Source organism: Aminobacterium sp. MB27-C1 (assembly GCF_030908405.1).
Taxonomy (GTDB): domain Bacteria; phylum Synergistota; class Synergistia; order Synergistales; family Aminobacteriaceae; genus Aminobacterium.
This window is the reverse complement of record NZ_CP133089.1, coordinates 767,064-793,402: the sequence shown is the minus strand read 5'-3', so window position 1 is coordinate 793,402 and position 26,339 is coordinate 767,064. Positions and strand designations below refer to the sequence as shown.

At 44.0% G+C, this 26,339-nt stretch carries 26 protein-coding genes and 1 riboswitch; of the genes, 10 read left to right on the top strand and 16 right to left on the bottom strand.

Annotated elements, in window-relative coordinates; translation table 11 throughout:
- Positions 1 to 44 precede the first annotated feature (44 nt).
- Genes RBH88_RS03795 through RBH88_RS03775 form a run of 5 tightly spaced genes read right to left on the bottom strand, consistent with a single transcriptional unit; the run spans position 45 to position 3,342 of the window.
- Positions 45 to 569: a chromate transporter gene (locus RBH88_RS03795; protein ID WP_213691133.1), complete on the bottom strand. Its 525-nt coding sequence runs from the start codon at positions 567 to 569 to the stop codon at positions 45 to 47.
- Positions 569 to 1,096 (bottom strand): chromate transporter, encoded by a 528-nt coding sequence (locus tag RBH88_RS03790; protein ID WP_213691132.1) that lies wholly within the window; start codon positions 1,094 to 1,096, stop codon positions 569 to 571. Before RBH88_RS03790 ends, RBH88_RS03795 begins: the two co-directional genes overlap by 1 nt.
- Positions 1,097 to 1,126: 30 nt before the next feature.
- Complete coding sequence (locus RBH88_RS03785) at positions 1,127 to 1,534, bottom strand: hypothetical protein (RefSeq protein ID WP_213695840.1); 408 nt, start codon at positions 1,532 to 1,534, stop codon at positions 1,127 to 1,129.
- Positions 1,535 to 1,577: 43 nt separating this feature from the next.
- Positions 1,578 to 2,396, bottom strand: coding sequence for a UDP-2,3-diacylglucosamine diphosphatase (locus RBH88_RS03780; protein ID WP_213691130.1), 819 nt, complete (start codon positions 2,394 to 2,396; stop codon positions 1,578 to 1,580).
- 52 nt (positions 2,397 to 2,448) lie between these two features.
- Positions 2,449 to 3,342 (bottom strand): DMT family transporter, encoded by an 894-nt coding sequence (locus RBH88_RS03775; protein WP_213691129.1) that lies wholly within the window; start codon positions 3,340 to 3,342, stop codon positions 2,449 to 2,451.
- A 130-nt stretch (positions 3,343 to 3,472) separates the two neighbouring features.
- On the opposite strand from RBH88_RS03775, the gene RBH88_RS03770 reads away from it, so the two are divergent.
- The 3 genes from RBH88_RS03770 (at position 3,473) to RBH88_RS03760 (ending at position 7,417) form a co-directional block, all read left to right on the top strand.
- A complete protein-coding gene (locus tag RBH88_RS03770) occupies positions 3,473 to 4,519 on the top strand; it encodes a hypothetical protein (protein ID WP_213691128.1) in 1,047 nt (348 codons plus the stop codon).
- Positions 4,520 to 4,597: 78 nt separating this feature from the next.
- Positions 4,598 to 5,962, top strand: coding sequence for a Trk system potassium transporter TrkA (gene trkA / locus RBH88_RS03765; protein WP_213691127.1), 1,365 nt, complete (start codon positions 4,598 to 4,600; stop codon positions 5,960 to 5,962).
- A 3-nt stretch (positions 5,963 to 5,965) separates the two neighbouring features.
- Entirely contained in the window at positions 5,966 to 7,417 is a 1,452-nt protein-coding gene (locus tag RBH88_RS03760) for a TrkH family potassium uptake protein (protein WP_213691126.1), read from the top strand.
- A 16-nt stretch (positions 7,418 to 7,433) separates the two neighbouring features.
- On the opposite strand, the gene RBH88_RS03755 is transcribed toward RBH88_RS03760, so the two are convergent.
- Positions 7,434 to 8,909, bottom strand: a complete 1,476-nt coding sequence (locus RBH88_RS03755; RefSeq protein WP_213691125.1) for a potassium/proton antiporter — start codon at positions 8,907 to 8,909, stop codon at positions 7,434 to 7,436.
- Between the two features lie 294 nt (positions 8,910 to 9,203).
- On the opposite strand from RBH88_RS03755, the gene RBH88_RS03750 reads away from it, so the two are divergent.
- A complete protein-coding gene (locus RBH88_RS03750; RefSeq protein WP_307879954.1) occupies positions 9,204 to 10,412 on the top strand; it encodes a copper resistance protein NlpE N-terminal domain-containing protein in 1,209 nt (402 codons plus the stop codon).
- A 17-nt stretch (positions 10,413 to 10,429) separates the two neighbouring features.
- Here RBH88_RS03750 and RBH88_RS03745 read toward each other — a convergent pair whose 3' ends face one another.
- The gene (locus RBH88_RS03745; protein ID WP_213691123.1) at positions 10,430 to 11,728 is read right to left on the bottom strand and encodes a hemolysin family protein; all 1,299 of its coding nucleotides are present in this window, start codon (positions 11,726 to 11,728) and stop codon (positions 10,430 to 10,432) included.
- A gap of 74 nt (positions 11,729 to 11,802) precedes the next feature.
- On the opposite strand from RBH88_RS03745, the gene RBH88_RS03740 reads away from it, so the two are divergent.
- Both RBH88_RS03740 and ribB read left to right on the top strand, forming a co-directional pair.
- Complete coding sequence (locus RBH88_RS03740; RefSeq protein ID WP_213691122.1) at positions 11,803 to 12,375, top strand: nitroreductase family protein; 573 nt, start codon at positions 11,803 to 11,805, stop codon at positions 12,373 to 12,375.
- 50 nt (positions 12,376 to 12,425) lie between these two features.
- A riboswitch (FMN riboswitch) is annotated at positions 12,426 to 12,578 on the top strand.
- Positions 12,579 to 12,666: 88 nt separating this feature from the next.
- Positions 12,667 to 13,311 (top strand): 3,4-dihydroxy-2-butanone-4-phosphate synthase, encoded by a 645-nt coding sequence (gene ribB, locus RBH88_RS03735; RefSeq protein ID WP_213691121.1) that lies wholly within the window; start codon positions 12,667 to 12,669, stop codon positions 13,309 to 13,311.
- A gap of 49 nt (positions 13,312 to 13,360) precedes the next feature.
- Here ribB and RBH88_RS03730 read toward each other — a convergent pair whose 3' ends face one another.
- Positions 13,361 to 13,624, bottom strand: a complete 264-nt coding sequence (locus RBH88_RS03730; protein ID WP_213691120.1) for a zinc ribbon domain-containing protein — start codon at positions 13,622 to 13,624, stop codon at positions 13,361 to 13,363.
- 71 nt (positions 13,625 to 13,695) lie between these two features.
- On the opposite strand from RBH88_RS03730, the gene RBH88_RS03725 reads away from it, so the two are divergent.
- A complete protein-coding gene (locus RBH88_RS03725; RefSeq protein WP_307879953.1) occupies positions 13,696 to 15,330 on the top strand; it encodes a carboxylesterase/lipase family protein in 1,635 nt (544 codons plus the stop codon).
- Between the two features lie 73 nt (positions 15,331 to 15,403).
- On the opposite strand, the gene RBH88_RS03720 is transcribed toward RBH88_RS03725, so the two are convergent.
- Both RBH88_RS03720 and RBH88_RS03715 read right to left on the bottom strand, forming a co-directional pair.
- Positions 15,404 to 16,171, bottom strand: a complete 768-nt coding sequence (locus RBH88_RS03720) for a class I SAM-dependent methyltransferase (RefSeq protein ID WP_213691118.1) — start codon at positions 16,169 to 16,171, stop codon at positions 15,404 to 15,406.
- Positions 16,172 to 16,198: 27 nt separating this feature from the next.
- Positions 16,199 to 16,840: a TetR/AcrR family transcriptional regulator gene (locus RBH88_RS03715; protein WP_213695832.1), complete on the bottom strand. Its 642-nt coding sequence runs from the start codon at positions 16,838 to 16,840 to the stop codon at positions 16,199 to 16,201.
- A 301-nt stretch (positions 16,841 to 17,141) separates the two neighbouring features.
- Here RBH88_RS03715 and RBH88_RS03710 point away from each other — a divergent pair, with 301 nt between their 5' ends.
- Positions 17,142 to 18,515, top strand: coding sequence for an MATE family efflux transporter (locus RBH88_RS03710; protein ID WP_213695831.1), 1,374 nt, complete (start codon positions 17,142 to 17,144; stop codon positions 18,513 to 18,515).
- Between the two features lie 49 nt (positions 18,516 to 18,564).
- On the top strand, positions 18,565 to 19,830 hold the full coding sequence (locus RBH88_RS03705; RefSeq protein WP_213699904.1) for a M20/M25/M40 family metallo-hydrolase: 1,266 nt from the start codon (positions 18,565 to 18,567) through the stop codon (positions 19,828 to 19,830).
- A 20-nt stretch (positions 19,831 to 19,850) separates the two neighbouring features.
- Here the strand turns inward: RBH88_RS03705 and RBH88_RS03700 are convergent, their stop codons facing one another.
- The 3 genes from RBH88_RS03700 to RBH88_RS03690 are packed head-to-tail and all read right to left on the bottom strand — an operon-like array spanning position 19,851 to position 22,651.
- Complete coding sequence (locus RBH88_RS03700; RefSeq protein ID WP_213691939.1) at positions 19,851 to 20,558, bottom strand: LrgB family protein; 708 nt, start codon at positions 20,556 to 20,558, stop codon at positions 19,851 to 19,853.
- Positions 20,545 to 20,913 (bottom strand): CidA/LrgA family protein, encoded by a 369-nt coding sequence (locus RBH88_RS03695; protein ID WP_213691938.1) that lies wholly within the window; start codon positions 20,911 to 20,913, stop codon positions 20,545 to 20,547. The genes RBH88_RS03700 and RBH88_RS03695 overlap by 14 nt, the downstream gene beginning before the upstream one ends.
- Before the next feature lie 22 nt (positions 20,914 to 20,935).
- Positions 20,936 to 22,651 carry a SulP family inorganic anion transporter gene (locus RBH88_RS03690; protein WP_213691937.1) on the bottom strand — a complete coding sequence of 572 codons (1,716 nt, stop codon included), beginning with the start codon at positions 22,649 to 22,651 and terminating at the stop codon, positions 20,936 to 20,938.
- Between the two features lie 312 nt (positions 22,652 to 22,963).
- Here RBH88_RS03690 and RBH88_RS03685 point away from each other — a divergent pair, with 312 nt between their 5' ends.
- Entirely contained in the window at positions 22,964 to 24,379 is a 1,416-nt protein-coding gene (locus RBH88_RS03685) for a transglutaminase-like domain-containing protein (RefSeq protein WP_213691936.1), read from the top strand.
- A gap of 128 nt (positions 24,380 to 24,507) precedes the next feature.
- On the opposite strand, the gene RBH88_RS03680 is transcribed toward RBH88_RS03685, so the two are convergent.
- The 3 genes from RBH88_RS03680 to RBH88_RS03670 form a co-directional block, all read right to left on the bottom strand.
- A complete protein-coding gene (locus tag RBH88_RS03680) occupies positions 24,508 to 24,654 on the bottom strand; it encodes a hypothetical protein (RefSeq protein WP_213691935.1) in 147 nt (48 codons plus the stop codon).
- A 240-nt stretch (positions 24,655 to 24,894) separates the two neighbouring features.
- Positions 24,895 to 25,473 (bottom strand): DUF4412 domain-containing protein, encoded by a 579-nt coding sequence (locus tag RBH88_RS03675; protein WP_307879952.1) that lies wholly within the window; start codon positions 25,471 to 25,473, stop codon positions 24,895 to 24,897.
- A gap of 265 nt (positions 25,474 to 25,738) precedes the next feature.
- Complete coding sequence (locus RBH88_RS03670; RefSeq protein ID WP_213699234.1) at positions 25,739 to 26,326, bottom strand: hypothetical protein; 588 nt, start codon at positions 26,324 to 26,326, stop codon at positions 25,739 to 25,741.
- Between the last annotated feature and the right edge of the window lie 13 nt (positions 26,327 to 26,339).

Below are 26,339 nucleotides of genomic sequence, written 5' to 3'. Positions count from 1 at the left end.
ACATGCGAATAATAAAGCTTGCCACGTATAGTAGAGTTTACTACTTACTGAAAAAGAAAAAGGCCCACAACTCCAAAAAGAACAAAGAGCAGAGGTGGATTATTTTTAAAGATGCGAAGCTGGAAAAAAGCTACTCCCAGAGCAAAGAGAAGTGCAGCCTGCCACTGAGAAAGAGCTGTCTTTAAAAGGGGGACAACAGCAAGAGTCAGAAGGGCCCCTACCGCTGGACGCAAAGACTTTTTAAAACGTTCAACTTTTTCATCCGAACTTTTCTTCATAACTAGAAGAACACACAGCAATACAAGAAGAGGAGCCGAAACTACTGATGCAGTGGCAATAAAAGACCCCAAGATACCGCCTTGATGAAAGCCAACGAAAGTTGCTGCATTGACAGCTATAGGACCAGGCGTAACTTGCGCCAAAGCCAAGACCTGGTTAAATTCTTGTGGCGTCAGCCACCCATAGTTTATAACAAGTTCGTGCTCTATTAAAGGAATGGTGGAAATTCCGCCACCAAAAGCTCCTACACCTATCCGAGCGAAGGCCAAAGCAAGCAAGAGAAGTTTCATTATTTTTTCTCCTTTCTGAACCACTGAATAGCAACACCTACGGCTATGGCAAAAAGAGGATGAATATTCAAGAAAAGCATGAGTGCAATAACTACGGCATATGGAATGAGATTCAGCAAATCAGAAAAAAGAATGGTTTTCAGCTGACGAGCAACGACATTGACCAGCAAAGCAGCCACGGCACAGATCACGCCGAGGAAAAAGGCCTTTAACGCCGGGGAATTCTGATAACGCAAGACAAGATTCGAAAGCAACAAAATAATGGTGAAAGGAGGAACTAAAACGCCGAGAACGGCCATAACAGCTCCGGGAATGCCGCTATAATGTTTCCCTATAAGGAAAGATGAAGAGACTGCAAGAGGCCCTGGCATGGCTGCCGACAAGCTGACAATATCGAGCAGATCCTGCTCTGCCATATCTCCCCTTTTACGAACTTCCGTTTCGGCCATACCCAGAATAACGACTCCGCCACCAAAGGTTACGGAACTAATTTTAAAAAACATTTTAAAAAGCTGCCATGGCGTCATAGTATAGTTTCAACCCTTTCTTGAGCAAACTTACAAAACTGTCTTTAGAAAAGTTTCAATATCTACATCATAATCGTCAAACAAAAGATTTTCATAGTCCAATTCGGGAACTCGTACATTCAATTTTTTTTCAAGCCATACAGCCACAATACGGCGATGGCAGAAATCCCCAGGCTTCTCCCAACATAAAAGGATAGCATTCTCTCCAAGATCTTTATAGACTTGCGATGGGTTTAAAAGGGAAAGGACCTCTTTATAATATTCCAAGGCGCAGACATGGGGAGGGATTTTACTCCTTTTTCCCTGCTGAAGCAGTTCCCACGAAGGGGCTAGCGGAGAGTAGATTCTCCCCTTGAACCACGAAGGCACTCCCCTGCAAATAGCTACAGAATCAGGGTTTGATATTGCTTCTTTATGTGCAAAATATGATGTTTTCACTTCTTAACACCTCGCATACCTCTACGAGGCATTGTACATAATTTTAACGACTTTTGCAGCTTAAAAAAGGTACAGGAATTTCTATAAAGGGAAAAGCGGGTAAGACATTGATTCCATTTTGACTAGCTATCGCCTGTTTTTGTATTTGTTGCCAAAGAAGGGATTGAAGGCTTCCGTCCTGATTTTCAACAACGGCTGAACAACTCTCTAACCAATCTCCAGTATTACAGTAAAGAATATTTCCTATTTTTTTCATGACAGGATGATGAATGTGACCACAGACAAGACCTTGTACATCATGTTTTTGGGCGATTTCAGTAACCCTTTTCTCGTAGCCACTAATACATTTTACAAATTCCTTAACCACTCGTTTCGCCGATTTAGAAAAAGACCACTGGTTTTCGCTGGAGAAGAAGCGGTTTATTCCATTATTCAAAGCCAGAGACGTTTCATAGGCAACATCGCCAATGCGGGCAAGCCATTCAGAATGTTTGGAAATGATGTCGAGTTCATCGCCATGGGTAACAAGATACCGCCGTCCGTCACGTGCAGTATGAATGCTCTTCTCTAAAATGTGGATACCGCCGAGACACTTTCCTCTGAACTCGTCGAGGAAATCATCGTGGTTTCCAGGGATATAGAAGACCTCTGTTTTTTCAGAAAGCTTGAGCAAAAGCTGAAGCAGGTAGTGTGAAGAACGTGTTTTTAAAGCTTCACGGCGAAATTTCCAGCCATCGATAATATCGCCTACGAGATAAAGACGATCGCAAAGAGACGAAGAAAGAAAGGCTGCTAATTGATCGACCTTGCTCCATCTCGACCCAAGATGAACATCTGAAACAAATATTGAACGGTAATGCATACTTTGGCCCCTTTCTTCATCACTTAACTTGTATATATCTAGCTTCGTATGCCTATTTTCGCCCACTATGATGGGCCACTATGAAAATTCCGAGCAAGATGAGAATTCCCCCAGCTAATGTCAAGAGGGTAATTTTTTCTTTCCATAAAAGAAAAGCAAGAATGGAACTTCCCACAGGTTCTCCTAACAAAGCTACGGAAACGGCACTTGGGTTAACGTAACGCAAGGCCCAATTATAACTACTATGTCCGAGTATTTGCGGGATGAGGCCCATTCCCAAGAATGCTCCCCACGTTGGAAGAGAAAAACCTGCAACTGGAAGTTTTTTGAAGAGGATAACTCCCCACAAACAGACGGCCGCTACACTATAACAGAGAGAAGCATATGTCAACAACGATACTCGCCGACGAGCAATGCGTCCGCAAAGGAAATAAAGGGTTGCCGCCCAAGCTCCGATCAAGGCTAGAGAATCGCCCCACAAAGCTGTTTTTCCTACAGAGAAATCACCCAGACTGATCACAATTCCTCCCATGAACGCTACGCCTATTCCCAAACATGCTTTACGACTAACCTTATCATGAGTAATTATTGGAGCCAAAAAAGCGGTCCAAATAGGGATCGTATCGGCAATAACAACAGAACTTGCAACTGATGTATAAAAAAGAGATGATATCCAAAAGGCGAAGTGAATAGCGAGAAAAATTCCCGACAGGATAAGAGCCCGCCACTCTCCCTTGCTAAGAATGGCAATCTCTTCACGACAACGCCAGAGAGCGAGAGGCAACAAGACGACGGCAGCAATACCTACTCGATATGCAGATATCACAAGAGGATGAGCATGGTGTGCCATTCGTGCAAATATTGCTCCTGTAGATATGGCAAGAACTCCTAAAAAAAGAACTAGAAAAGGTGAGATAAGTGGCTTATCGTCTGCTGTCTTATTCATATGTATAGACTATCACAAAAAGGGTAAGAAAAGAATATATGAAATACGTATTATGGCCCTTCTCTTTCTGTAGGAAATATGGCATAGTATAAATACATTACAGCATTCTGTAATGGAGGTGAGCGTAAGAGTGCTTTATTCCAAATACCCTCCGGACTTGGTAAAGAAAGCTCTTGATTTACAGTCAAACTTAGATTTTTTGTTACGTCAAGATATTTTAGATTCTGCGGTTCACGATGCAACTGTGTGGTTACCGTCTTTAGGCCAGGAAATAGGCCTCCCTTCCCTCGTTTCACAAGGACCAACAATCGAATGGAAACAATTCTTAAGTATACTGTATCATTGTTCCCTGATGGCTGCCCCAGAAACAGATGACATCTATCAGGATAAGGCCCATCGCTGGCATTCTATGCTTTCTGCCATGGCGGAAACGGCCTTTCCTTTTTTATACGACACCCTTCCTGAACGGCAGTTCATGAAACTAGCACAACAGGAGATCGTTACTCCGGCTATTAAGGAATTCTCCTCATATCTGCCCTGGCGCGAGGTCCCTTCGTGGCGATGGGGACACTATGCCAGTATGTTTCTCAACATCCCTGAAAGCCATGGGGAATTTTGGAGCATCAGCGAAAAAACTACTCGATGGACGACAGCCCATATGGCGTCTCTATGTGGGCGAACATTTCGTACCCCCCACTACATCTATCAACGGTGTGTCTCACTGCCCAGAGGGATTATTCTCGAATCGAGCCCACGTCGTAAGTGGAAATACTCTTCGAAACGTCTTTCTGTAGCATCTGTCTACTACCTGTCGGGCTACGTTTTCCCCAAGATAGATGCCTATATGAAAGCTCCCTTCGATAGCACAAAAACAACAGTTATCGAAGCTATTTTAAGTAAAGGAACAAAACATCAAGATCCATCGTGGCTTGCTGCGGCTCTTAAAAATCTCTACGTTCTTTATGGCAAGCTCCCTCTTGAAAAGATCGGCCGTCTTGCTGTGCTTTTGTACAGAAGACTTCAATCCCTATTCTATTCGGAACAGCTTTTACGAAACGCTCTCTTCGAAATGAGAAAGTTATTCTCAAACCATGCGGGAGGAAAAGCCTCAGATACTGTCTTTCATGTTTTCACAGACATGGTTCCAGAATATTCTTATTGGTTTGTAGCAACATAAATGGTGTTGCTTTTCTATAAAGCTTTGCTAGTATAGGCCGAAGATTCTCGACCATATGTTGGAAGTAGGGATTGAGTTATGCATATCGTTATTGTTGGTGCTGGAGAAGTAGGGTATCACGTAGCAAGAAGTCTTTCCGCCGAAGGACACGACATTACAGTTATTGAGGAAGACAAGGAACGAGCATTGAAGGTCGATAACGAGCTTGATGTTATTACGATCCGGGGAAACGGATCTCGTCCCTCCGTTCTTGAAGAAGCCGGAGTTAAGAGCGGCTGTTCCATAGACATTTTGGTCGCCTGTACCAATCGCGACGAAGTCAATATTATGGCGTGCTGGATAGCGAAAAGGGCCGGAGTTAAACGTGTCATTTCAAGGGCTCGCGGGCTGGAATATACAGATAGCCCCACATGGGCCAGAGATCTTGGCATAGATGTTATGAACTCTCCCGAACGGTCTGTCGCTCGTCAGATTATAGAGTTGCTTTCCGTCAGTTCCGCTCTGGAGACAGCAGAGTTGCTCGAAGGGATAGCTGGTATTTATGCTTTTCCCATCGCCCATAAATCCCCCCTTGCGGGACTCAGCCTTAAACAGCTTCGTATTCAATATCCTCATGTTACCGCCATTATTGTCTATGTAAAAAGAAACGGGGAAGGATTTGTTCCCTATGGAGACAATATTCTGGAAGAAGGGGATATTTGCTTTACCGTCACGAGAAAAGACCAGGTGTGGCAGTTGGAAGAAGTTTTCAGCGGAGAGAAAAGCACTCCCCTTAAAAAGGTCTTTATTATCGGAGGCGGAAAACTGGGCTATCAGGTTGCCCATCGCCTCGAAAAACACTATAAGAGCGTAGATATTCGTCTTATTGACCGCAACAAGGAAAAGTGCGAACGAATCGCCAGTGAGTTGCAGCGAACTCTCGTCTTATGCGGAGATGGCGCCGATGAGACATTGCTCAGACATGAAGGCGTGGAAGATGCCGACGGTTTTGTCTGTACCACTGAAAGCGATGAAGCCAATATCCTTTTCGGCGTCGTTGGCAAAGCTCTAGGAGCCAGAAAGGCCATTGCCGTTGTGCGACGTCAGATGTACATGCACCTCGATAACTACATCTCCGTCGATGCCATGGTCAACCCTAACCAGGCCCTTGCCTCTGTTATTATGAGCAATGTGCGCTACCCATCTGGAGCCGGAACACTCTCGCTTCTCGATAAGATAGATGCAGAGATGCTTGAAGCCCATATTTCGGAAACAAGCGCCATTTCTGGCCTCACCATGGCAGAGATGGACCTTCCAAAAGGAATACTGATCGCCCTCGTTCGAAGAGACAATGAAGTCTTTGTTCCTATGGGAGATACGATTATTCATGCAGGAGACCTCGTAACCATATTTGCCTCTTCTGAATTGATGCCTATTGCCGTTGAAAAACTTGGAGTGAAATAAGTCATGAAATTTCGTCTAGTAGCGCGAGTTCTCGCCCTTCTGTCTTCCATGATCTCTATCTTCATGCTCTGGCCCCTCTCATGGGCCATTATGGACGGAAGCACTGATGCAAAAGCCTTTGTAATGTCTATTGCTGTCGGTTTCATGGTTGCCCTGCTTCTCTACGGTTGGGGAAAACGTGGAAATTTTCAAGATCTCGGCATACGTGAAGCCTTCGCTGTCGTCACCCTATCGTGGGTAACCGCTTCTATCATAGGGGCACTGCCCTACTTTTTTCATGGAACAGCACCCACATTTACCGATGCATTTTTTGAGGCCATGTCTGGCTTTACAACAACTGGAGCCTCCATACTAACGAACATAGAAGCCCAACCTCGCGGAATCCTCTTCTGGCGAGACCTGACACACTGGCTTGGAGGCATGGGAATTATCGTCCTCAGCCTGGCTATTCTACCCTTCGTCGGTGTTGGAGGAATGGAACTCTACAAAGCGGAGGTCCCCGGGCCCATTCCAGAAAAAATGACACCTCGAATTCAACAGACTGCTCTGCTCCTGTGGGGAGTATACGTTTTCCTCTCGGCGTTGCAGACTGTTCTGCTTCTATTCGGAGGAATGGATCTTTTCGATTCTCTGACCCATACTTTCGGGACAATGGCTACTGGTGGATTTTCACCAAAGAACACGAGTGTTGCCCATTACAATAGCGCCTATATCGACTGGGTTATTACAATCTTCATGTTTCTCGCCGGATGCAACTTCGCCCTGCACTACCATTTTTTAAAGGGAAAGTGGAACGCCTGGTGGAAAGATGGAGAATTTCGTGTCTACTTCTTTATCAGCCTCGGCTGTACAGTAGCTATTACGGCGTTACTTTTGATAAAAGATATTTACAGCAACGTCTTCGACGCATTGCGTTATGCAGCCTTTCAGGTTGTAAGTATTATCACCACTACAGGTTTTGTCACCGCGGATTATGAGCTGTGGCCAGTATTTACTCAGCTTCTGCTTCTCATCCTCATGTTTATCGGCGGCTGTGCTGGCTCTACAGGCGGCGGCATTAAAAATCTTCGCATTATGGTTCTGGTACGTCACGCCTATGCAGAACTTTTCCGTCTGCTTCACCCAAAAGCCATAGTTCATACTAAAGTGGCAGGAAGAACGATTTCCAAAGAGATCGTCGGCTCGATAACCGCTTTTTTCCTTCTCTATATAGGGATCTTCACTCTGGCAAGTCTTGTTATGACCGCATTGGGGCTTGACATTGTTTCTGCCATCTCAAGTGTGGCAGCGACTCTAGGTAATATCGGCCCCGGTCTTGCGCTGGTTGGTCCTACAAAAAATTACGCTCTTATCCCAAATATTGGGAAATGGGTTCTTTCTTTCTGCATGCTTCTTGGGCGACTTGAACTCTACACAGTTCTGATCCTTTTTGTTCCTGCAACGTGGAAACGATAAGGTGGAAGAGCCGGCGCTATTCCGCTGGCTCTTCTTTTCTATTTATAATATCTCTCACTTTTTGCAACGCATCTGGTTCGCCCAACACAAGAAGGGTATCGTACGGTTCGAGGGTCAACTGTCCACGTGGAACAAGAAAGTTTTTCTCTCGCCTCACCAACAATATAAGGGCATCAGACGGAAGAGAAAGCTGACCGATCGTTTTTCCCACTGAAAAGGTCCCCGGTAAAATATCTAATTCCCGCGTTTCATTTCGCACATCGTTCTCTGTCTTATCGAACTCAAGAGGATATCTCGGACGAGATAGAAGGGGCTTATCCACCTTCAGGAACCGCGCCAACGGCATGAGGGTCTTCCCCTGAAAAAGTACTGACGTGAGCACAATAAAGAAAACGACGTTGAAAATTTCATTGGAACGTGGGTGCCCCATAAGCAGAGGGAATGTAGCCAAAACAATGGGAACGGCCCCGCGCAACCCCGCCCATGACGCGAGGAGCCTCTCTCTTAAAGAAAAGGAACTTCCTATTAAAGTCAGCAGAATAGCCACCGGACGGGCAATGAACATAAGGAACCCCGCGCATAGAAGGCCTTCCCAGACAACGCCCACAAGATGGGAAGGAAAGACAAGGAGCCCCAGAACCAAAAACATGATGATCTGCATGAGCCAGCCTATACTATCGTGAAAACGAAGAAGGCTGCGTTTGTAGATAAAATCGCTGTTCCCCAAAACGAGTCCACAAACATAGACGGCTAAAAAACCGTTTCCGCCAATCTTCTCTACAAGCCCGTAGGTTAAAAGAACAATACTTGTTCCAAGCACAGGATACAAACCGGCATAATCAAGCCTTATTCTGTTTATGAGCCTCGCAGATACCTTACCGAGAAACCAGCCTCCAGCAGCTCCCATGGATATCTGGATAATAAATAAGGGAACAAGTTTACCCCATCCTACAGATCCCTGCTGAATAACCTGAAGAACAGCCAATGTCAAGAAGATCGCCATGGGGTCGTTACTCCCAGATTCAAGCTCAAGGAGTGTGCGCAAATTGCCTTTAAGGCTTACTCTGCGCGATCTGAGAACGGCAAAGACGGCAGCAGCGTCAGTAGACGATACGATAGATCCCAGAAGAAAGCCATCTTGCAGCGAAAATCCGAGAACGTAGTGAACAAAAAGTCCCATGAAAAGAGCGGACAAGGCAACCCCTAGTGTAGCCATCGTTATTCCACGACCTAAAACCGGTCGGATATTATCTACTTGAGTATCGAGACCTCCGGCAAAAAGGATGAAAGCCAAGGCAACCGTACCAACCATATTGGCAGTAGCGGCATTATCAAAATGGATTCCTCCAGGGCCGTCAGATCCCGCCAACATACCTATAACGAGGAACATAAGAAGAGCGGGAAAACCAAATTTTTCCGCCAATTTGCTGGAAAAAATGCTCAATAGAAGAAGAACGGAAGTAACGAGAAAGACAAGCGGTAGTTCAGTCATAGCAATCCCCCCTGAAAGATTATTATCCAGTTGACCTCTGCGAGATTAACAGGTATTATATACGTGTTACTTTTTAAGAGTTTCGTAACACGTATATCTAAAATGCAATTTTGTGGTTCACCGATTCTCCTCATGCAAAACGGAAAGGCCGCCCACCCGGCCTTTCCGCTCTTTTTTAAACTCCTTCTGGAAAATACACAAAAATACTGATGATGAATAGCGTAATGAAATTTATAGTATATGACTATAAATTACCATAAATTTGAAGTAAAAACACATTAATTGGGGGTTCCCATGATGAACAAAATAAAAAGAACTGTAATTGTATTAACTTGCATTATCCTTACATTGATTATTTCCAGCGGCGCCTATGTAACCGCTTCAATAAAAGCCGCTACAACAAATGCCTCTGATAACCTAGAAGCTCCGGCGGAAAAAACATCAGACGCCTATTTCAAGGCCGAAGCTCAAAAACTTTTGCATCTCCCAGGCCAGTATGATGGGGTTCTTCCTGCGGCAGACTGCCCCGGCATTCGGTATGCTCTTTTTCTTCGCCCCGATAACATCTACCAACTAGAGATGACATATCTAGAAGCCGAAGAGGGCAAAGACAAGACTTTTGCCTCTTTAGGGCGATGGGAGCTCGTTCCTTCTAAGAAGATGATTATTTTACACGAGTCCCCAAAAGACAAAATGTATTTTGCTATAGATAGCAATGACAAAATTACACTCGTTGATCGTGAAGGGAAACGTGCAGAATCTGACCTTAACTTCTCTCTTTCACATACAAAAGAACCATATGTGCTGAAAACCCCCCTTCAAATGGAGGGTACTTTCTCATATATGGCTGACGCGGCCCTCTTTACCCACACCTTTACCGGAGCAACCTTTCCTGTCGCCATGGAAAAGGACTATGTCACTCTGGAAGAGCAATATCTCTCTCTTGAGCCTCAAGCGGGAGAACCTCTCCCTGTCGTTATAGAGGGACATATAGAAAAAAGAGCAGCCATGGAGGGAGATTCTACAGAAGATGCTCTTATAGTAGACCGCTTCGTTGGCATGGGAAGTGATGAAACAGAGGAAGCTGAAGAGAGTGAAAAGCAAGAAGAAACAACCTCTGGAAAAGACGTATCAGTACAAGAAAAAGTCACTCTTGAAGATAAGGATTGGATGCTTGTGAGGTTGGGCGACAAACAAATAGAACGAGCCGAAAACAACGATGGAATATCCTTGCATTTTAATAGTGCGGAAAAGAGAGTTCACGGGTACGGAGGATGTAACAATTATTTCGGTGCCTACCGTCTTGATGAGTCTGGGTCGCGTCTTCTCTTCGAGCAGCTTGCGTCGACAAAAAAATATTGCCCTGATACCATCGATCTAGAAGAACAGTACTTCAAAATGCTCTCTCATGTAACAGCATTTGAAATTGTGGGCAACACTCTCTATTTATATGACTACAAAGAGGAAATTATCGCCATTTTCGAGAGAAAGGCACAGCAGTAAAGAGATAGTGCCACGTGCTACAGCATTAAGACGTTATCTGTCTCTCCATTTTCGTCGAAGACATAGTCGGGGTCGCGAATAATTCGCACCTTCTGTATTCGCTGCCCCGTTATTTTGACAACTTCGAAGCGCAAGGGCCCCCACTCAAGAGAGGCGCCAACGGCAGGCAACGTTTTAAACTGCTCGAAAAGCCAGCCGCTCAACGTGCTCGACTCACTTCCCGGCGTATAGGGCATTCTTAAAAATTTTTCAAAGAGTTCTTCCAGATAGGCGTCTCCGCTCGCAAGGTACGTGTTTTCCTCAACCTGAGTACAGTACTCTTTAAAGTCATCGTGCTCATCGTATATTTCCCCTACCAGCTCTTCAAGAATATCTTCGAGAGTAATGATTCCCGACGTTCCGCCATACTCGTCAAGAACAACGGCAAGGTGGGCCTTATTCTTTTGCAGCATTTTCAGGCCATCCATCAGGGTGGCACTTCCAGCTATCAAAAGTGGCGGCGTCATAATCGAGCGAATTTCCACGTTGTCATCATGTATAAAATGGTTCAGAAAATCTTTCTCGTTGAGGATTCCTACAATATTATCGAAGGTTCCCTCATAAATAGGCACACGGGAATAATGGTTCTTTAAGAGCAGATTCTTTACGTTTTCAATAGGTTCGTTCACGTTCAGGGCAAATAAATCCACTCTGGGCGTCTGAATTTCGCACACTTCTATTTCGGAAAAATTCACGGCATTCCCTATAAGCTCCTTCTCAGTCTCAGGAAGCACGCCCTCTTCCCCCATAGTCTCAACTATGCTCAAAAGCTCATCGTGTGTAACACTGGGCAAAACATCCGTTCGATCTTTTCCACGAAGGATCTGGGATAGATTTGTAGTAAGCCATGTAACGGGAGAAAGCAGGGAGACAAAAAAGTGAACAAGCCCAGAAGCGCCAAGGGCAAAGTTTTCGGCCTTATCCTTCACAAAAGCTTTAGGGAGTATCTCTCCAAACAATATGATCAAAACAGTCATCAGAAGGGTTGCGTACACGGCTCCCATGGGGCCAAAGAGAACAGAGAGCGTTCCTGCGGCGGCGGAGGTCATGACAATATCAACGATATTCCCACCTATTAATATAGCGGAAATCGTCTTATTGAAATCCTTTGCCAGATCGAGTGCCTTATTAGACCCTTTGCGTCCTTCTTCGGCAAAACGTTTCAGGCGTATTTTGTTAACACTGGAATAAGCCGTCTCGCTTGCAGAGAAGAAAGCTGAAAGTATAAACATAAAGATGAAGAACAAGGCAAACAGTATAATTGAACTATCAGCCACTACAAAAAACCCCCAATTCAGGCTATAACTTTACCATGAGTATAATAACAGAACATTAAGAGGTGGTGATACTCTTGAATAAAATTATTCAAGCAATAAAAGAACGACGCAGCATTCGAAAATATAAAAAAGAGCAGATAGATGATAATGAACTTCTTGCCATACTCGAAGCGGCGACATTCGCCCCCAGCGGACACAACGACCAGCCGTGGCACTTCTTGGTTATTCAGAATAGACGTATTATAGATGATTTAAGTCGGCGCACACGTACAATTATGAGCAGAAAGGATGATGAACGAATAGCCGAAATAGGAAGGAATCCTGATTATCATCTTTTTTTTCATGCTCCCACTGTAATTATTGTTTCCGGCAAAGAAGATGGAATGGTTTCCGACTCTCATCTCGTGCCTTTTGCCGACTGTTGCGCAGCTATAGAGAACATGCTTCTGGCAGCCCACAGTCTGAACGTGGCCTCTTGCTGGATCGGTTTTATACGCTACCTTTTTCAAAAGGAAGATATATGCGGGGAACTTCCCATTCCCTCTGGATATAAACCCTACTATGCTGTCGCCCTCGGCTACTCAGACATGACTTCAGCTCCCAAACCAACTCCACGAAAGCCTCAGGTTGTTGCACGTGTCTATTGACGAGAGGTCGAGTGATTGACAAAGAGTGTATAAATGATTAAAGTGAGAACGCCTATTCTCAGGGCGGGGTGCAAGTCCCCACCGGCGGTGAACCAGTCTATATCTGGAAGCCCGCGCACGCTTTTTTGCGACAAAACGCAGGAAGCGTTGATCTGGTGAAAAGCCAGAGCCGACGGTGATAGTCCGGAATGAAGAGATAGGGCGACCTCTGCTCTCAGGCAGAATGCCGCTTTTTTATTTTTTCCCGCCCTGCACTATAAATTTCATATGTGATACTGGAGGAATGATGGTATGAATAATGCATTGCTCAATGCCTTTGGTTCGCCTTTGACGCGGGTTGAAAAGGGGCTTGAATCTCTTCGGGCTGGAAGTGGCATTCTCGTAACCGACAACGAAGAGAGGGAGAATGAGGGGGATCTTATCTTTGCCGCTCAGACTCTTACCGTTCCGCAGATGGCCATGCTCATACGAGAATGCAGCGGGATAGTCTGTCTTTGCCTGACACCAGAAAAAATAGAATCACTGGAGCTTGCGCCTATGGTAGAACACAACTCAAGTCGTTTCAAAACGGCTTTTACAGTCTCTATTGAAGCTGCGGAAGGCGTTACAACAGGCGTGTCTGCCGCAGACCGTGTAAAAACTATACAGACAGCTATAGCTCGTGACGCGAAACCCCATCATCTTAATAAGCCTGGACATGTCTTCCCCTTGCAGGCCAGAAAAGGCGGCGTACTAGAGCGAGACGGCCATACAGAAGCTTCTGTAGATATGACTCGACTCGCAGGGGTAGACCCTTACGGAGTTCTTTGTGAACTTACAAATCCAGACGGGACAATGGCCCGTCTGCCCGAAATTGTTGATTTTGCTAAAAAACACGCATTCCCAGTCGTTACGGTAGCTGATATCATCACGTATCGACAACACTATAATCTCTAAATATCATCTCAAAAAAAGAGGGGGATTATTTTCCCCCCTCTTTACTCGTCTATTCGTCTCTGTTGACCCATCTATTGAGAGTCGGTAAAAACTCGGCCAACATTTTTCGCGCTTTTTCTTCGTCAAATCCCTGCTCTACCATATAGGGAACACATACTTCTATCATTTCTTCCATAGTTATATCTGGCTCTTCAAAGGCACCTTCTTTATAACAATAGATACAATAGTCGTGAGTAGGGCTTCCGTCTTTTTCAGTACCGAGAAGGGAAGAGTCGTCAAGGGGCATTCCGCAACTTTGACAAAACTTTTTCATGGCGCAACCTCCTTTAATAACGATTTTTATGTTTTAATAATAGTAGCATAATTGTTGAAAGGTGGTTGATTATGCATTTCAAAAAATATGTACGATTTTTAGCACTTCGCAGTTTATATTTTACCGCTTTTTGTCTCATTATTTCTGCTGGAGTTTTGCTCCCTTATATGGTGCTGTCCTCTCCTGCCTTTTGCGCAGTCGAACCTACTGTTACGCCTCTTCCCATGGTGCACGTTGAGGAGGGGCTTCTTGCCGGCTTTGAAGAGGATGACGTTATAAAATTTTTAGGCGTTCCCTATGCTCAGCCTCCGGTAGATGATCTGCGCTGGAAACCGCCCCAGCCTCTTCTCACCTGGGATGGTCTTAAGTATGCTCAAAAGTTTGCTCCAAGCTGCCCTCAACCCCTTCTATACAATGAACCGACAAGTGAAGATTGCCTCTACTTAAATATATGGACTCCTTCCCTTGACGGGTCGTTGCCTGTTATGGTCTGGATTCATGGTGGTTTTTTCTCGCGCGGTTCTGGCTCACTCTTCAGTTTTGATGGAACGACCTTTGCCCAAACGAAAAGAGTTCTCCTCATTACAATCAACTATAGATTGGGAGCTTTCGGTTTTCTTGCTCATCCGGCACTTTCCAGCGAAAGCGCTCTTCACACCAGCGGGAATTACGGACTTCTCGACCAAGTAGCAGCACTACAGTGGATTCAGAAGAACATTCGCCAATTCGGAGGGGATCCTCATAATATAACTATCTTCGGACAATCGGCTGGCAGTATGAGCGTCTCGGCGCTCTGCCTCTCCCCTCTCGCCAAAGGTCTTTTCCATAAAGCCATTGGTCAGAGCGGAACAATTCTCGGCAACTACGCTCTCTTTCCCCGGGCTGGCGGTTCCTTGACAGAAGCGGAAGCGACTGGGCTTCGTTTTGAAGAGGAGCTGCTAGGAATCAACAAAATCAACCCCCTTGAAGAACTGCGGAACATTCCGGCAGAGAGAATTGTAGAAAAGACAGGATATCCTCAGGTGGGAAGCAACGACGACTATCAATTCGCCCCTATCTTCGATAACTATATGCTGCCCTCAGAACCGCGCCTTGCTCTGGAAAAGGGCGCCTTCAATAAAGTCGCCATACTTTTCGGCACAAATAATGACGAGGGAACAGCCTTCTACTCCCCCATGACAGCAGATGAATATTCTGAATGGATATACACTCACCTTCACCGCGCCGCTCCAACAGCCTTTCTTTTCTTTCCGACACCTCGCGATGAAGAGACTTTCCTCTTCTGGCCCTCCCTAGCCGGCTTCACCTTCTTCGGCGAGCCGACTCAAACCTTCGTCTACGAATATGGAAAAAGGAATCTGCCTGCCTATCTCTACCTTTTCGATCACACCCCTTCTCCCTTTCTGAACACCAAGAAAGAACATTACGGGGCAATGCATGGAGCAGAAATTCCCTACGTGTTCGGACACATTTCAAAGGAAGAAGGCTACAAGGATATTGATATAAAGATGTCGCAAAAAATGATGGAATACTGGATTCGTTTCGCAGAAAACGGAGATCCCAACAGAATGGGAACCCTCTTCTGGCCGAAAGTGGACGCCAATATGACAAGAAAAGACCTTCCATATATGGTTATTTCTTCATCCCCACACATTACGAGAGGGATTCTTGCTCAACTTGCCGAAGCACTGCACAATGAGAGATAATTCCAACCATTCTTGTGAAATGGCGGCAAAGCAATTTCTGGTCTGGCGTACGAAGTGGCAGAGTAAACTATTGTTATATCTTTCTCCCAATATAAAATACATATCCATAATACTGTTTGTATTTTGAATACAAATCTGCCTCACGCCTCATAAATGCAATCATGTCCTCAACGGTTTTATTTCCCGCATGTTTTTTCAAAAATTCCTCTTGCCTTGCTTTTTGCGGAATAAAATAATTGTCTATCCAACAACTTTCAGGCAGTGTAAATGCGGCAACAGGAATATAACCTGTTTTTTGCATGATGGAAATATTATGTCCTATTGTTGCAATTTCAGGAACTGCGTCCACCCACCAGTTCTCAATTTCAGCGGGGCGCTCATCAGTAAACCAAGACTCATATGTTACGGCAACATAACCATCTTTTTTGAGGAACTTCTTCCAGTGATTTAGGCCTTTTTCAAAACCGATATTAGCAATAGCCCCTTCGGACCATATAAGGTCAAATTCGCCATTCTGGAACGGCAAATTATCCATTGAACCAACAATACCTTTTATCTTGTTCTGCAAACCTAGTTTTCCAACTGTTGCATTAAGTTTATCAATCGAACCAGCATAAAGGTCGAGGGCTGTAATGGTTGCCTCTGTATTTTGTGCCAGAACCATTGTTTGAGCGCCTGTACCACAGCCTAAATCAGCAATTTTTGTTTTGTTTGAAAGGTTGCCAATAAAACTTAATGCTCTAATAGTTTCTTCGGGACTACCTGGACCCTGTCGTTCGATCTCTGTAAAATATTCATTGATGAGGGCAAATTCAAATTCGTGGATTGTTATATCTTCCATTGTTCGCACTCCTTATCTTCTAATTATTTATACCTTTGGCTTTATTCCTTTTATTTCCGTCGAGGCGTTCTTTTCTATAAAGCGTTCAATGTGCGCCGCTAATTGCTTAGCGGCCTCTTTCTTATCAGGCATTGTATCTGAAATACTTACTAGCAAATAAAACGGCGCATAAAATTCAAGTGCAAGCTGTTTCGGGTTGTTTTTTATCCAAATACCTTCTTCCATCATTTCACGGAATAAATCTTCCATATAGCTGACCGGTCCGCTTACAAGGCACTTTTGATATAGTTCCATTATTTCAGTGTTTTTATATTGCTCCAAAGTCAACATTTTTCGAAAATTACTGGCAAATTCGTCCTCCGTCCAAAAACGAAACTGCGCTTCAGTGAAAGTCTTGATTTTATCCACAGCAGTCTTGCGGTAGGCCGACGGTGATTTATCAAATGTTTTTTCAGGCACTTCATATTTTCTTGCTCTTTCAGCATCTATCTGATAAAGACGCTTCACAATGCTATCGAATATGTTCCGCTTATTCTTATAGTGCTTATATAAAGCCCCTTTTGTCATGCCAAGCTCCCCGGCAATATCGCTGACCGAAGCGGCCTCATATCCATTCCGTGCAAACAAACGAAGGGCAGTATTCAAAATGTTTTCTTTTGTATCGGCCATCTAAAAATCCTCCCCTTGCAGTAAACGATCGTTCACCATTATTATAGTGAACGATCGTTTACTTGTCAATTGATATAAAGATGTCGCAAAAAATGATGGAATACTGGATTCGTTTCGCAGAAAACGGAGATCCCAATGAGAGATAATTCCAACCAATTTGCACTATTCTGCAAGTTGAATTTTTATGTATACCATCTATAATTATTCCTAAGGGTTATTTCTTCTCTTAATTAATTCCCTGAAAGGATGTAGAAATTTAATGAGGTACTCTTTCGACTCACTTCGAGGAAATGTTTTCTCGGTGTTCCTGTACTATTCCTCGTTGACAGTTATAGGAATGATCGCCGTTTCGTCTGCCAGCGCCATTGATGCGGCCTTCTTGGGTAACACCAACGGAGAAGCGGCTTTAGCGACAGTTACACTGGCTCTCCCCTTCATTATTTTTGTGGGAGGAATCGCTTTTATGATGGGAATTGGCGGATCTGTAACGTGTGGAAAATATCTTGGAGCCGGCGATGTCTATACCGCATCAGCCGTCTTCACGAAAACGCTGCTTGCCACACTGATCTTCTCTCTTGGCGTCAGTCTACTAGCACTTATAAAGATAGATTCTCTGGTGGCTCTTCTTGGAGCAAGTCAGGATGTGGCTCCGCCTGTACGCACCTATCTTTCTACTCTTATTTTCTTTATTCCCTTCTCTCTGATGGGAATTTGCCTCTCTTATTTCGTTCGGGTAGATGGTCGCCCATTCCTATCAGCTATGGCTATGACTCTTGGGGCTCTAATCAATGTTTCACTCGACTGGACTTTTGTCGTCAGACTCGATTGGGGTGTTCGGGGAGCCGCTCTAGCCACAGGAATATCGCAGATATTCCTCATGAGCATACTTCTTCCCCATTTCTTATGTAAGAAGGGAAAATTGCGTTTCAATACCCATGGGGGTTCGTGGAAAGAAATACTTTACTCTGCCTACAACGGTTTTTCAGAGTTCGCCAATGAAATATCGGCAGGTATTCTCACCTTCCTTTTCAACTGGATTATGATTCGGAAACTCGGCGTTGACGGTGTAGCTGCCTATACGATAGTAAACTATATTCTCTATCTCGGCTCTATGGCGTGTTATGGAATTGGTGATGCTATTCAGCCTATTATCAGTAAAAATTTTGGTGCGGGAAAGGCATCGAGAATTCAGAGCTTCTTATGGGTAGCAGGCGGTACAGTGCTGCTTTTCGGAGTAGTGATCAGCGGCCTCCTTCTTCTTGCTCCTCAAACCATCATTGAGCTCTTTACAAATAATGACGCTGAAAAAACAATCTTTATCGCTCGGAATTTTATTGCCCATTTCTGGCCGGCTTTTCTGCTGCTCGGAATCAACATTGTCTTTTCTTCGTACTTTACGGCAATGCAGAAGCCCATACATTCAGCAGCTGTCGCCATATCGAGAAGCCTGGTTCTGCCAGCACTTTTTCTCTTTGTACTTCCTCTCTTCTTTGGCGAAAAGGGTATATTCATGGCTATTCCCCTCGCGGAACTCGCCACTTTTATTCTGGCGCTGATTCTCTTTATGCCCAACACACCCTTCAAGATCGTGCGGACAGATCAAATTTACAAAAAACTTGGAGAGAGAAGAGAGCTATTTCCAGAAAAAGGTGTATCCCCTTCAGAGTTGCACTAGTAAAATTAGAGTTAATTGAGGTATACGTTATACGAGAGGAGATTTTGAAATGGCGAATGCTGAATATAGTATTTCCCTTGGTGTTCAAGACGCTGTCAACGCCCTTATGAATGACGAAGGTGTTATGAAGGGGTTACGTTTCTTAGAGGCAGATCATGAAAGGACTGTGGGCGATCAGATTGCAATCTGCGAAATTCCCGCCCCGAGCTACAAAGAAGAAGAACGGACAAAGTATCTATGTGCAGCTTTCAAGAAACTGGGGCTGAAAAATGTAACTGTCGATAGTGTCGGCAATGTTTTAGGAATACGCCCAGGAATTGAAAATGGTCCCAAACTCGTTGTAGCTGCCCATATAGACACAGTATTTCCAAACGAAACTGATATTAAGGTAAAAGAAAATGATGGGAAGCTCTACGGCCCCAGCATTGCTGACGACAGTCGTGGTGTGGCTGAACTGCTGAGCCTCATCAGAGCTTTCAATGAGACATGTATAGAAACTCTTGGTGATGTCGTTTTCTGCGGCGATGTCTGCGAAGAAGGGCTCGGTAATCTGAAAGGGTCCAAACAGTTATTTGCAGATCACGCGGATATAGATGGTTTTATCTCCCTCGATGGAACTGGCGTAGCATCTATAGTCTACGCTGCCACCGGCAGTTACCGGTATAAAATCGTATATAGAGGGCCAGGCGGGCACAGCTATACAGACTTCGGAGCCTCTCCCAGCGCCGTTCACGCATTGGGACGGGCAATTGCCGCCCTTGCCGATCTAGAGGTTCCTACAGAACCGAAGACAACTTATTCTGTAGGCGTTATCAACGGCGGAACGTCCATAAATGTCATTGCCGAAGAAGCGAGCATGCTCGTAGATCTTCGCTCTAACACCCAAGAAGAGCTAAATAAAACTGAATCGAAGTTTAAGGAAATCGTTCAGAAGGCCTGCGATGCCGAGAATTCCCGTTGCAAAAGCATCGGTCTCTCTGTGGAGATCACCTTATTGGGAAGCCGACCTGCAGGAAGCCAGTCAACAGACGAAATCATTGTACAAGCAGCCTGTGCCGGGCTGAAGGCCATCGGCATTGAACCGAACTTGAGACTTCCATCGAGCACAGACGCCAATGTCCCCATCAGTCTGGGAATCCCCGCCTTGGCTGTAGGAAGAGGCGGAGAATCTGGACAGAGCCACTCGGTTCATGAATGGTTCGACCCTAAAGATGCCTTTAAAGGGCCACAAAAAGATTTTATAACCATATTGAGTCTTGTAGGCGCTAAGAATATTTGCGAACCATTGCTGCTCAAGAAGCAGCCCAGGCAATAGTCCGAGAAGAAACAGATTCCTTAGAAGAAGGAAAGCAAACGAAGAAGAAGGGGCACAATAAGCACGGTAATAACACCGCAAAGTCCCGTAGCGAGACTGCTGAATGCTCCCTCGACTTCACCCATTTCGAAAGCCCGACTCGTTCCTATGGCGTGTGAACTTGATCCAATGGCAAGTCCACGAGCTACAGGATGATGAATACCTGCGATTTTGCAGATGAACGGGGAGATAAGAGCCCCGGTTATTCCTGTAACAATAATAGAGAGAACCGTTATAGGAACGAGTCCTTCAATAATAAGGGCAACTTCAATTCCTATTGGAGCCGTTACGGATTTAGGCACCAGAGAGAGAAAAAACTCACGTTCAAAATCAAAAACATAGCAAAAAGCCCATATGCTCACGAAAGCGGAAAGTGCTCCCACGACAATAGAAAGAACGATGGGCACGAGATTTTCCTTCAAACGGGGAAGCTCTTTGTAGATTGGCACGGCAAGAAGCACCGTTACAGGTCCAAGCAACATTGAAATCATATCTCCCCCACGACTATATTCTTCGTAGGTATAATCCGTCACGAGAAAGAGAAGCCCGATGGCCACCGCCGAAAAAACGACGGGAATCAAGGCAACACACTTCGTTTTTTTGCGTACCCATCCACCCAAGATATAGGTTCCAATAGTAAGCATTACGGCGAAAAGGGGCGTAGTATAGAGTTCTTTAAAGACGTTCATTAGACTTTGCCTCTCTTCTTCGAAGTAAAAATTGCGCAGCCAGTCCCGTTGCAACCATAACAAAAGCGGTTGAGAGCACCACCGTCGCAAGGAACTGGGGCGCAATGTGAAGTATCTTATCTTTCGCCGTCACAACACTCACAATAATGGGCACGAAGAAAAAGGCAAGGTTGCTCAAACAGAAATCAGAGAGCTCTTTCAGCGAATCTATAGAAATAACATGAAAGGATAGAAGAAGAAATAACAATATCATTCCTATTACGCTTCCCGGAATGGGAATGTGCGTCGTAAGCTGAATCGCCTGCCCCACGTAAAAAATGACCAAAATTATAAGTATCTGACGTAAAAGTTTCAAATCAAAACCCCCTAAACAACCGCTATACGAGTTCCTCTCTACCACAAAAGGCACAGAAAGGCTTCCTTTCTATTTCTACTTGGGGAAGTCCCAAAACGACACGAGCCCGATTTAAAGCCTCATCTATATTTTCACAGAAATTCTCTTTTCCCATCTCTTCTATAAGGCCGGAACGCTGGAAAGCCTTCAAAGGCTGAGGCTGAACTCCAGAGATAACAAGTTGTGTTCCCTCTTTCTGGCAGCGCTGATGGAGTTCCCGCAAAACATGTATGCCCGTCGCATCAACAGCCAGAACGTTTCTCGTACGGATAATGAGAACTGAAACAGGCTTTTCTACATTTCGAAGGGCATTTTTGAAAGTATTAATCATACCAAAAAAGAAAGGTCCGTTCACTTCATAGACCTCTACTCCCTTTGGAACCTCGCGCAGGGCTATTGAATTGGGGTCTTCGCTGGCGTCGTCTTCACCTCGAACTTCGTCAGTGATCATGCTGACATTCGTAATCTCGGACATTCTCCAGATAAAGAGGAGAGACGCCAGAACAACACCGACCTGAACAGCTGCCGTCAAGTCAACGAGAACGGTAAGCAGGAAGGTCAAAACCAAGACAAAAGCATCGCTTCTGGGACCTTTAAAAATGGCAACGAAGTGATGAAGTTCACTCATGTTGTAACTCACAACAACAAGAATACCTGCCAAGGCCGAGAGAGGAATAAGCTTGGCAACAGGCGCACATATGAGAAGCAGAAGGGCCAGCACAATGGCGTGAATGATTCCGGCAACAGGGGTTTTGGCACCACTTTTAACGTTGGTTGCCGTTCTGGCTATGGCTCCCGTAGCAGGAATACCCCCAAAAACAATGCTTCCAATATTGGCAACACCCTGGGCTATAAGTTCAGCGTTGGGACGATGCCGTCCGCCAATCATTCCATCAGCCACTGTAGCAGAAAGAAGAGACTCAATGGCCGCCAGCATGGCGATTGTGAAAGCGGGCTTGATCAATGGGGCTATCTGTTCAAAGTGAAAATCAGGAAAAGAAGGAGCCGGCAACATTCGAGGCAGCTCACCGAAGCGGCTTCCTATAGTGGCTACATCCAAATGCAGAACCTGAGCGCAGAGAGTGGCAACGATCATGCCGATGAGCATAGCCGGAAGCTTTGGCCAGAAATGGCGCACAACAAGAATAACAAGAATCGTGCCTATGCCAACAGCCAGTGTGGAAGGCTCGAAAGAACCCATATTTTGAAGGTAGACATGCCACTTCTGTAAAAATTCTGCCGGAACTGTATCTATATGAAGTCCGAATAAATCTTTGATCTGAGTAGAAAAAATAACGACAGCGATTCCCGTAGTAAAACCTGTTGTTACAGGAAAAGGGATGAATTTGATAAGGCCGCCCATACGGAATATACCGAAAAGAATAAGAAAGATACCGGCAAGCAACGTACAGAGAGCTAATCCAGAATAGCCGTATTGTCCGGCAATAGCTGAAACGAGCACGACAAAGGCACCGGTAGGACCTCCTATTTGCACCTTACTTCCTCCCAAAAGCGAGATAAGAAAACCAGCAATAATAGCCGTGAAAAGACCTCTCTCAGGAGGCAGACCGCTTGCAATGGCAAAAGCCATGGCTAAAGGGAGAGCAACAATACCGACAGTGATTCCAGCGAAAAGGTCAGAGAAGGCTTTTTCGCGAGAATAGTCTCTTAGTTCAGTGAATAGCTTTGGTGTATACACATCAATCTTCCTTTTCTATATTTTATTTATGCTCTTTCTTTGTCTGTTTCCAATAGGAGTTAATCGGAAGGGTTGCCGTTGCCAGAAAGCAACTGTATGAGTCTATCATTATTAACGCTAAAATCAAGGTTCCATCTAAAAAGTCTAAAAAAAAAAGACCTCTATAAAAAGAGCCTTATCCACTTATTTTTCATTTCTTAGTTTAATTGATTTATAATAGAGAAAATTTCATCTTGTCTTTCAGTAAAAACGCCTTCAAAAATTTTTTGAAAGGGAATGAGGCAAATGTTAAAAAAGAGGACTATAGCAACAATGATTGTAATAGTAGTAAACATGTTGTTTCTCTCCTGTCCCGCAATGGGGCATCCCCTTGATATAACACGTATCGTTACTGAAATGGCAGAAACAAAATCACAAAATCGGTTGCAAATCCTTACGTGGCGCATGGAAATCATCAAGAATGAATTCTCTTTAACGAGAGATCAAGCTATTGAAGAGTTACGAAAAGCTCTCCCCAACAAAGATGAAAAAGCCCTGATCGCCTTACTAGATGATAGTGCTGTTGTGTTCATTGAACTCGATGGTGAAAAACGATATTTTGAATCTGTTGCAAGAAATATTTTGTTTCGCAACACGACACTTATGCGTGAAAAGCTCCAAAAAGACGCTCCTTTCGTGGATGCATTGGAACCATTAGTATTTGCCTCTTCCGAAAAAACACCAAAAAAATTTATTGACACCCCCTACACTGAACCACTTCAATACAAAGGCAATCTAACCATAGATATAGAGAAAACGCACTTGCCTCAATTGGGAATAGTCGACATCTGGGTTCCTGTTCCAATTCTTACAGATTCACAAAAAATAGCCGAAATCACATCTGTTTATCCTGAAAAATTTTCTAGTGAAATAAATACTGAAAAGGATATAGGATTCATCCATTTCGCTATTCCCATGGAAGAAATACAAGAAGTGCTAAAAATATCTGTGGATTTCAATTTTACTCATTACCAACAACACTTTGATGTGAATGCTGAAAAAATCCTTCCATACAACAAAGAAACAAATTTATACAAACAGTACACTCGTTCTCTAAGGAATACCTTTATTTCTGACTCCATAGCCCAAAAAGCCAGAGAGATCGTTGGCAGTGAAAAAAATCCTTACCTTCAGGCCCAAAAGATTTACAACTACATTATAGAAAACATTCCCTACAGTTTCGTTCCTCATGGTACTCTTCAAATATTAGGTATTCCTGAATCAAAATATATTCATGAACAGCGTCATGGAGACTGTGGAACTCAAAGCATTTATTTTAGTGCGTTATGCCGTTCTCTTGGCATACCTGCAAGAACAACTGGAGGATATCAAGCTATTCCAGGTCACGAAGGCACCCATTTTTGGGCAGAATTTTATATTGAAGGATACGGATGGATTCCTGTGGACACCACTGTCGCCGATACTGCAGACTGGACTGGAATACTTTCAGAAGAGAAACGCCAGCACTTTAAAAAATTCTTCTTTGGAAATCTTGATGCCTATCGCTTCGTTATTCAAAAAGACGTAGATCTACCTGTTTATCCAGAACCTAAAGAACGTATTTTTAGCGATACATTCCCTCTTCTTGTTCTTCAAACGCCGCTCATTGCAGGTCAAGGAATGAAGGAAAATCCAATAAGACTTGCTGAAGAATCTTTTTCGATAAAATATTATCCGGTAAAAAAGTAATTTTAAAGATAAAAAAAGTCTGGGAAGCTATTTTCCACAAGCTTCCCAGACTGTAACGACATCAAAATATTTTTAAAAAAGTTCCTAAAAAAGAACTCTATTTTTTAAAAAATTAAGAAGAAGGAGCTTTAGCTTCTGAGAAGCTGAAGCCCGTGGGATGTACGAAGCATAATATGCTCAACAACCCGTCCGTTACGAAGTTCTGCAACCTCAAGACGTCCGTCGGCGGTCATCCAGAAGGGAACCTCATCAACGTAAACTAATTTTTTGTTCATTGTGTTACCTTGCCTTTCTTACAAAATTCCGAAGTATGCGACACATGAGATATGACGTTTCGGTACCATCGTAACTGCATGGCGGGACGTGTCGCTAAAAAAAGCCATTCCGCTTTTCCAGAAAAGCTATTTAAACTATCTGAAGCAGAACTTTGTAATTATATCATATAAATATATTATTACAATATAAAATGCAAAAAATGTTGTAGATGGGCCCTATTATTCAATAATGAGCCTACATTACATGGAAAACTTCGTATATCCGGAAGGAAGCTTAAAGAGCGCCGGATCAACGTTGTTTTCTTCTATGTTGGTATAAAGTATTGTCACTGTATCCTGAGGACTTTCCATGTAAACCTTCAAAGGATAGTTCAGATCCTTAGAAATCCAAACTGTGGATTCCCCATAAGACGAGTCATTATACACGATATGATAGACATCGCACGTATACCCTTCTATATCTTCTGTTCCTTTTTTGGTTACTGTGCCTTCTTCAGCCAACTTAGCTTCAATATTCTCGTCTTCATCAAGGGTAATCTGATTGTTCTGTATTTCCATATACATCTTTTGTCCTGGAAGAATGACGTACATAACCTTGGCGTTCTGCTCAATAATGGTAACCTGCGGTCCTGCGGCGGTGTCTAATTCCTGGCGCAAAGCGTTCCCCTTCACAAAAACTCTTCCTGTCATCTCTCCTGCCGTGTCGCTCCCCATTGTCATATCTGCCTTAAACTCGGCAGCGTTGGCACCACACGCCATGACACTGATCATTACAACAATAAAAGCAGTTAAAAAAACTCTCTTCACTCCTGAAAGCATGTGTTTCCCTCCCCTATTTTTTATGATCGAGGTACATGAATACTTTTTTAAATCTTTTAAACTCAACATGCTTATTTTAATCATAAAAGAGGAGATTTTTCCACAAAAACATTAAAAAAATTTTACCAACCGTGGCAAGTTTCTGATAAGCGCGGAAGACAAAAGAACGTATCGAAGGGCTTGAGTAAAACGTCAGGAATATGTCTTAAACGTTTTGGAGGAACATCAAAGACAAAAGAGCAGGAGGAATGTTCCCCCCTGCTCTTTAAGGCATCCATTCTATGATTCCGTTATTGGGATTCGCTTTTCTCCATTGCATGAAATCAGCGTAATTTCTGACCCCGTCTCTTATAACTGCCTGATAAATCTCTATTCCCATTACACTCTTTTCATCAGGAATGTCGTTCTTGATTTTTAAAATGGCGTACTTCTTTTCATCGTCCAATAATGCCAGAATTCTGTCTGCCACCCTTTCAAAATATCCGGCATATGGAGAGCCTTTCGGCATGTGTATCATATCGATTTGCCATTCATTTTCGTCGCTGTCGACATACCATGCATGCCATTCAAGGCACTCTTCTCCTGTGTCGAGAAGATTTCCGTACATTATTTTTTTGATGCGACTATTCTTACCGAGCCTCGATATGGCAGAAAAACTATCTTCAATTTTCAAGGGATCGGAGTAAATATGGAAGTCGATATCTCTCTTTTTCATGAGCAAACCGGTTTTCAAGGAACCTACGAGATTAATCTCCGCACCGATAGAATGCCAAATATCAACAATCCCCGTCTCTTCAATAATCTGCCTCGCCCGTTTTTGGTTCAATTCTGAAAGGGCAATAACGTCATCCATGCAATCCGTCTCC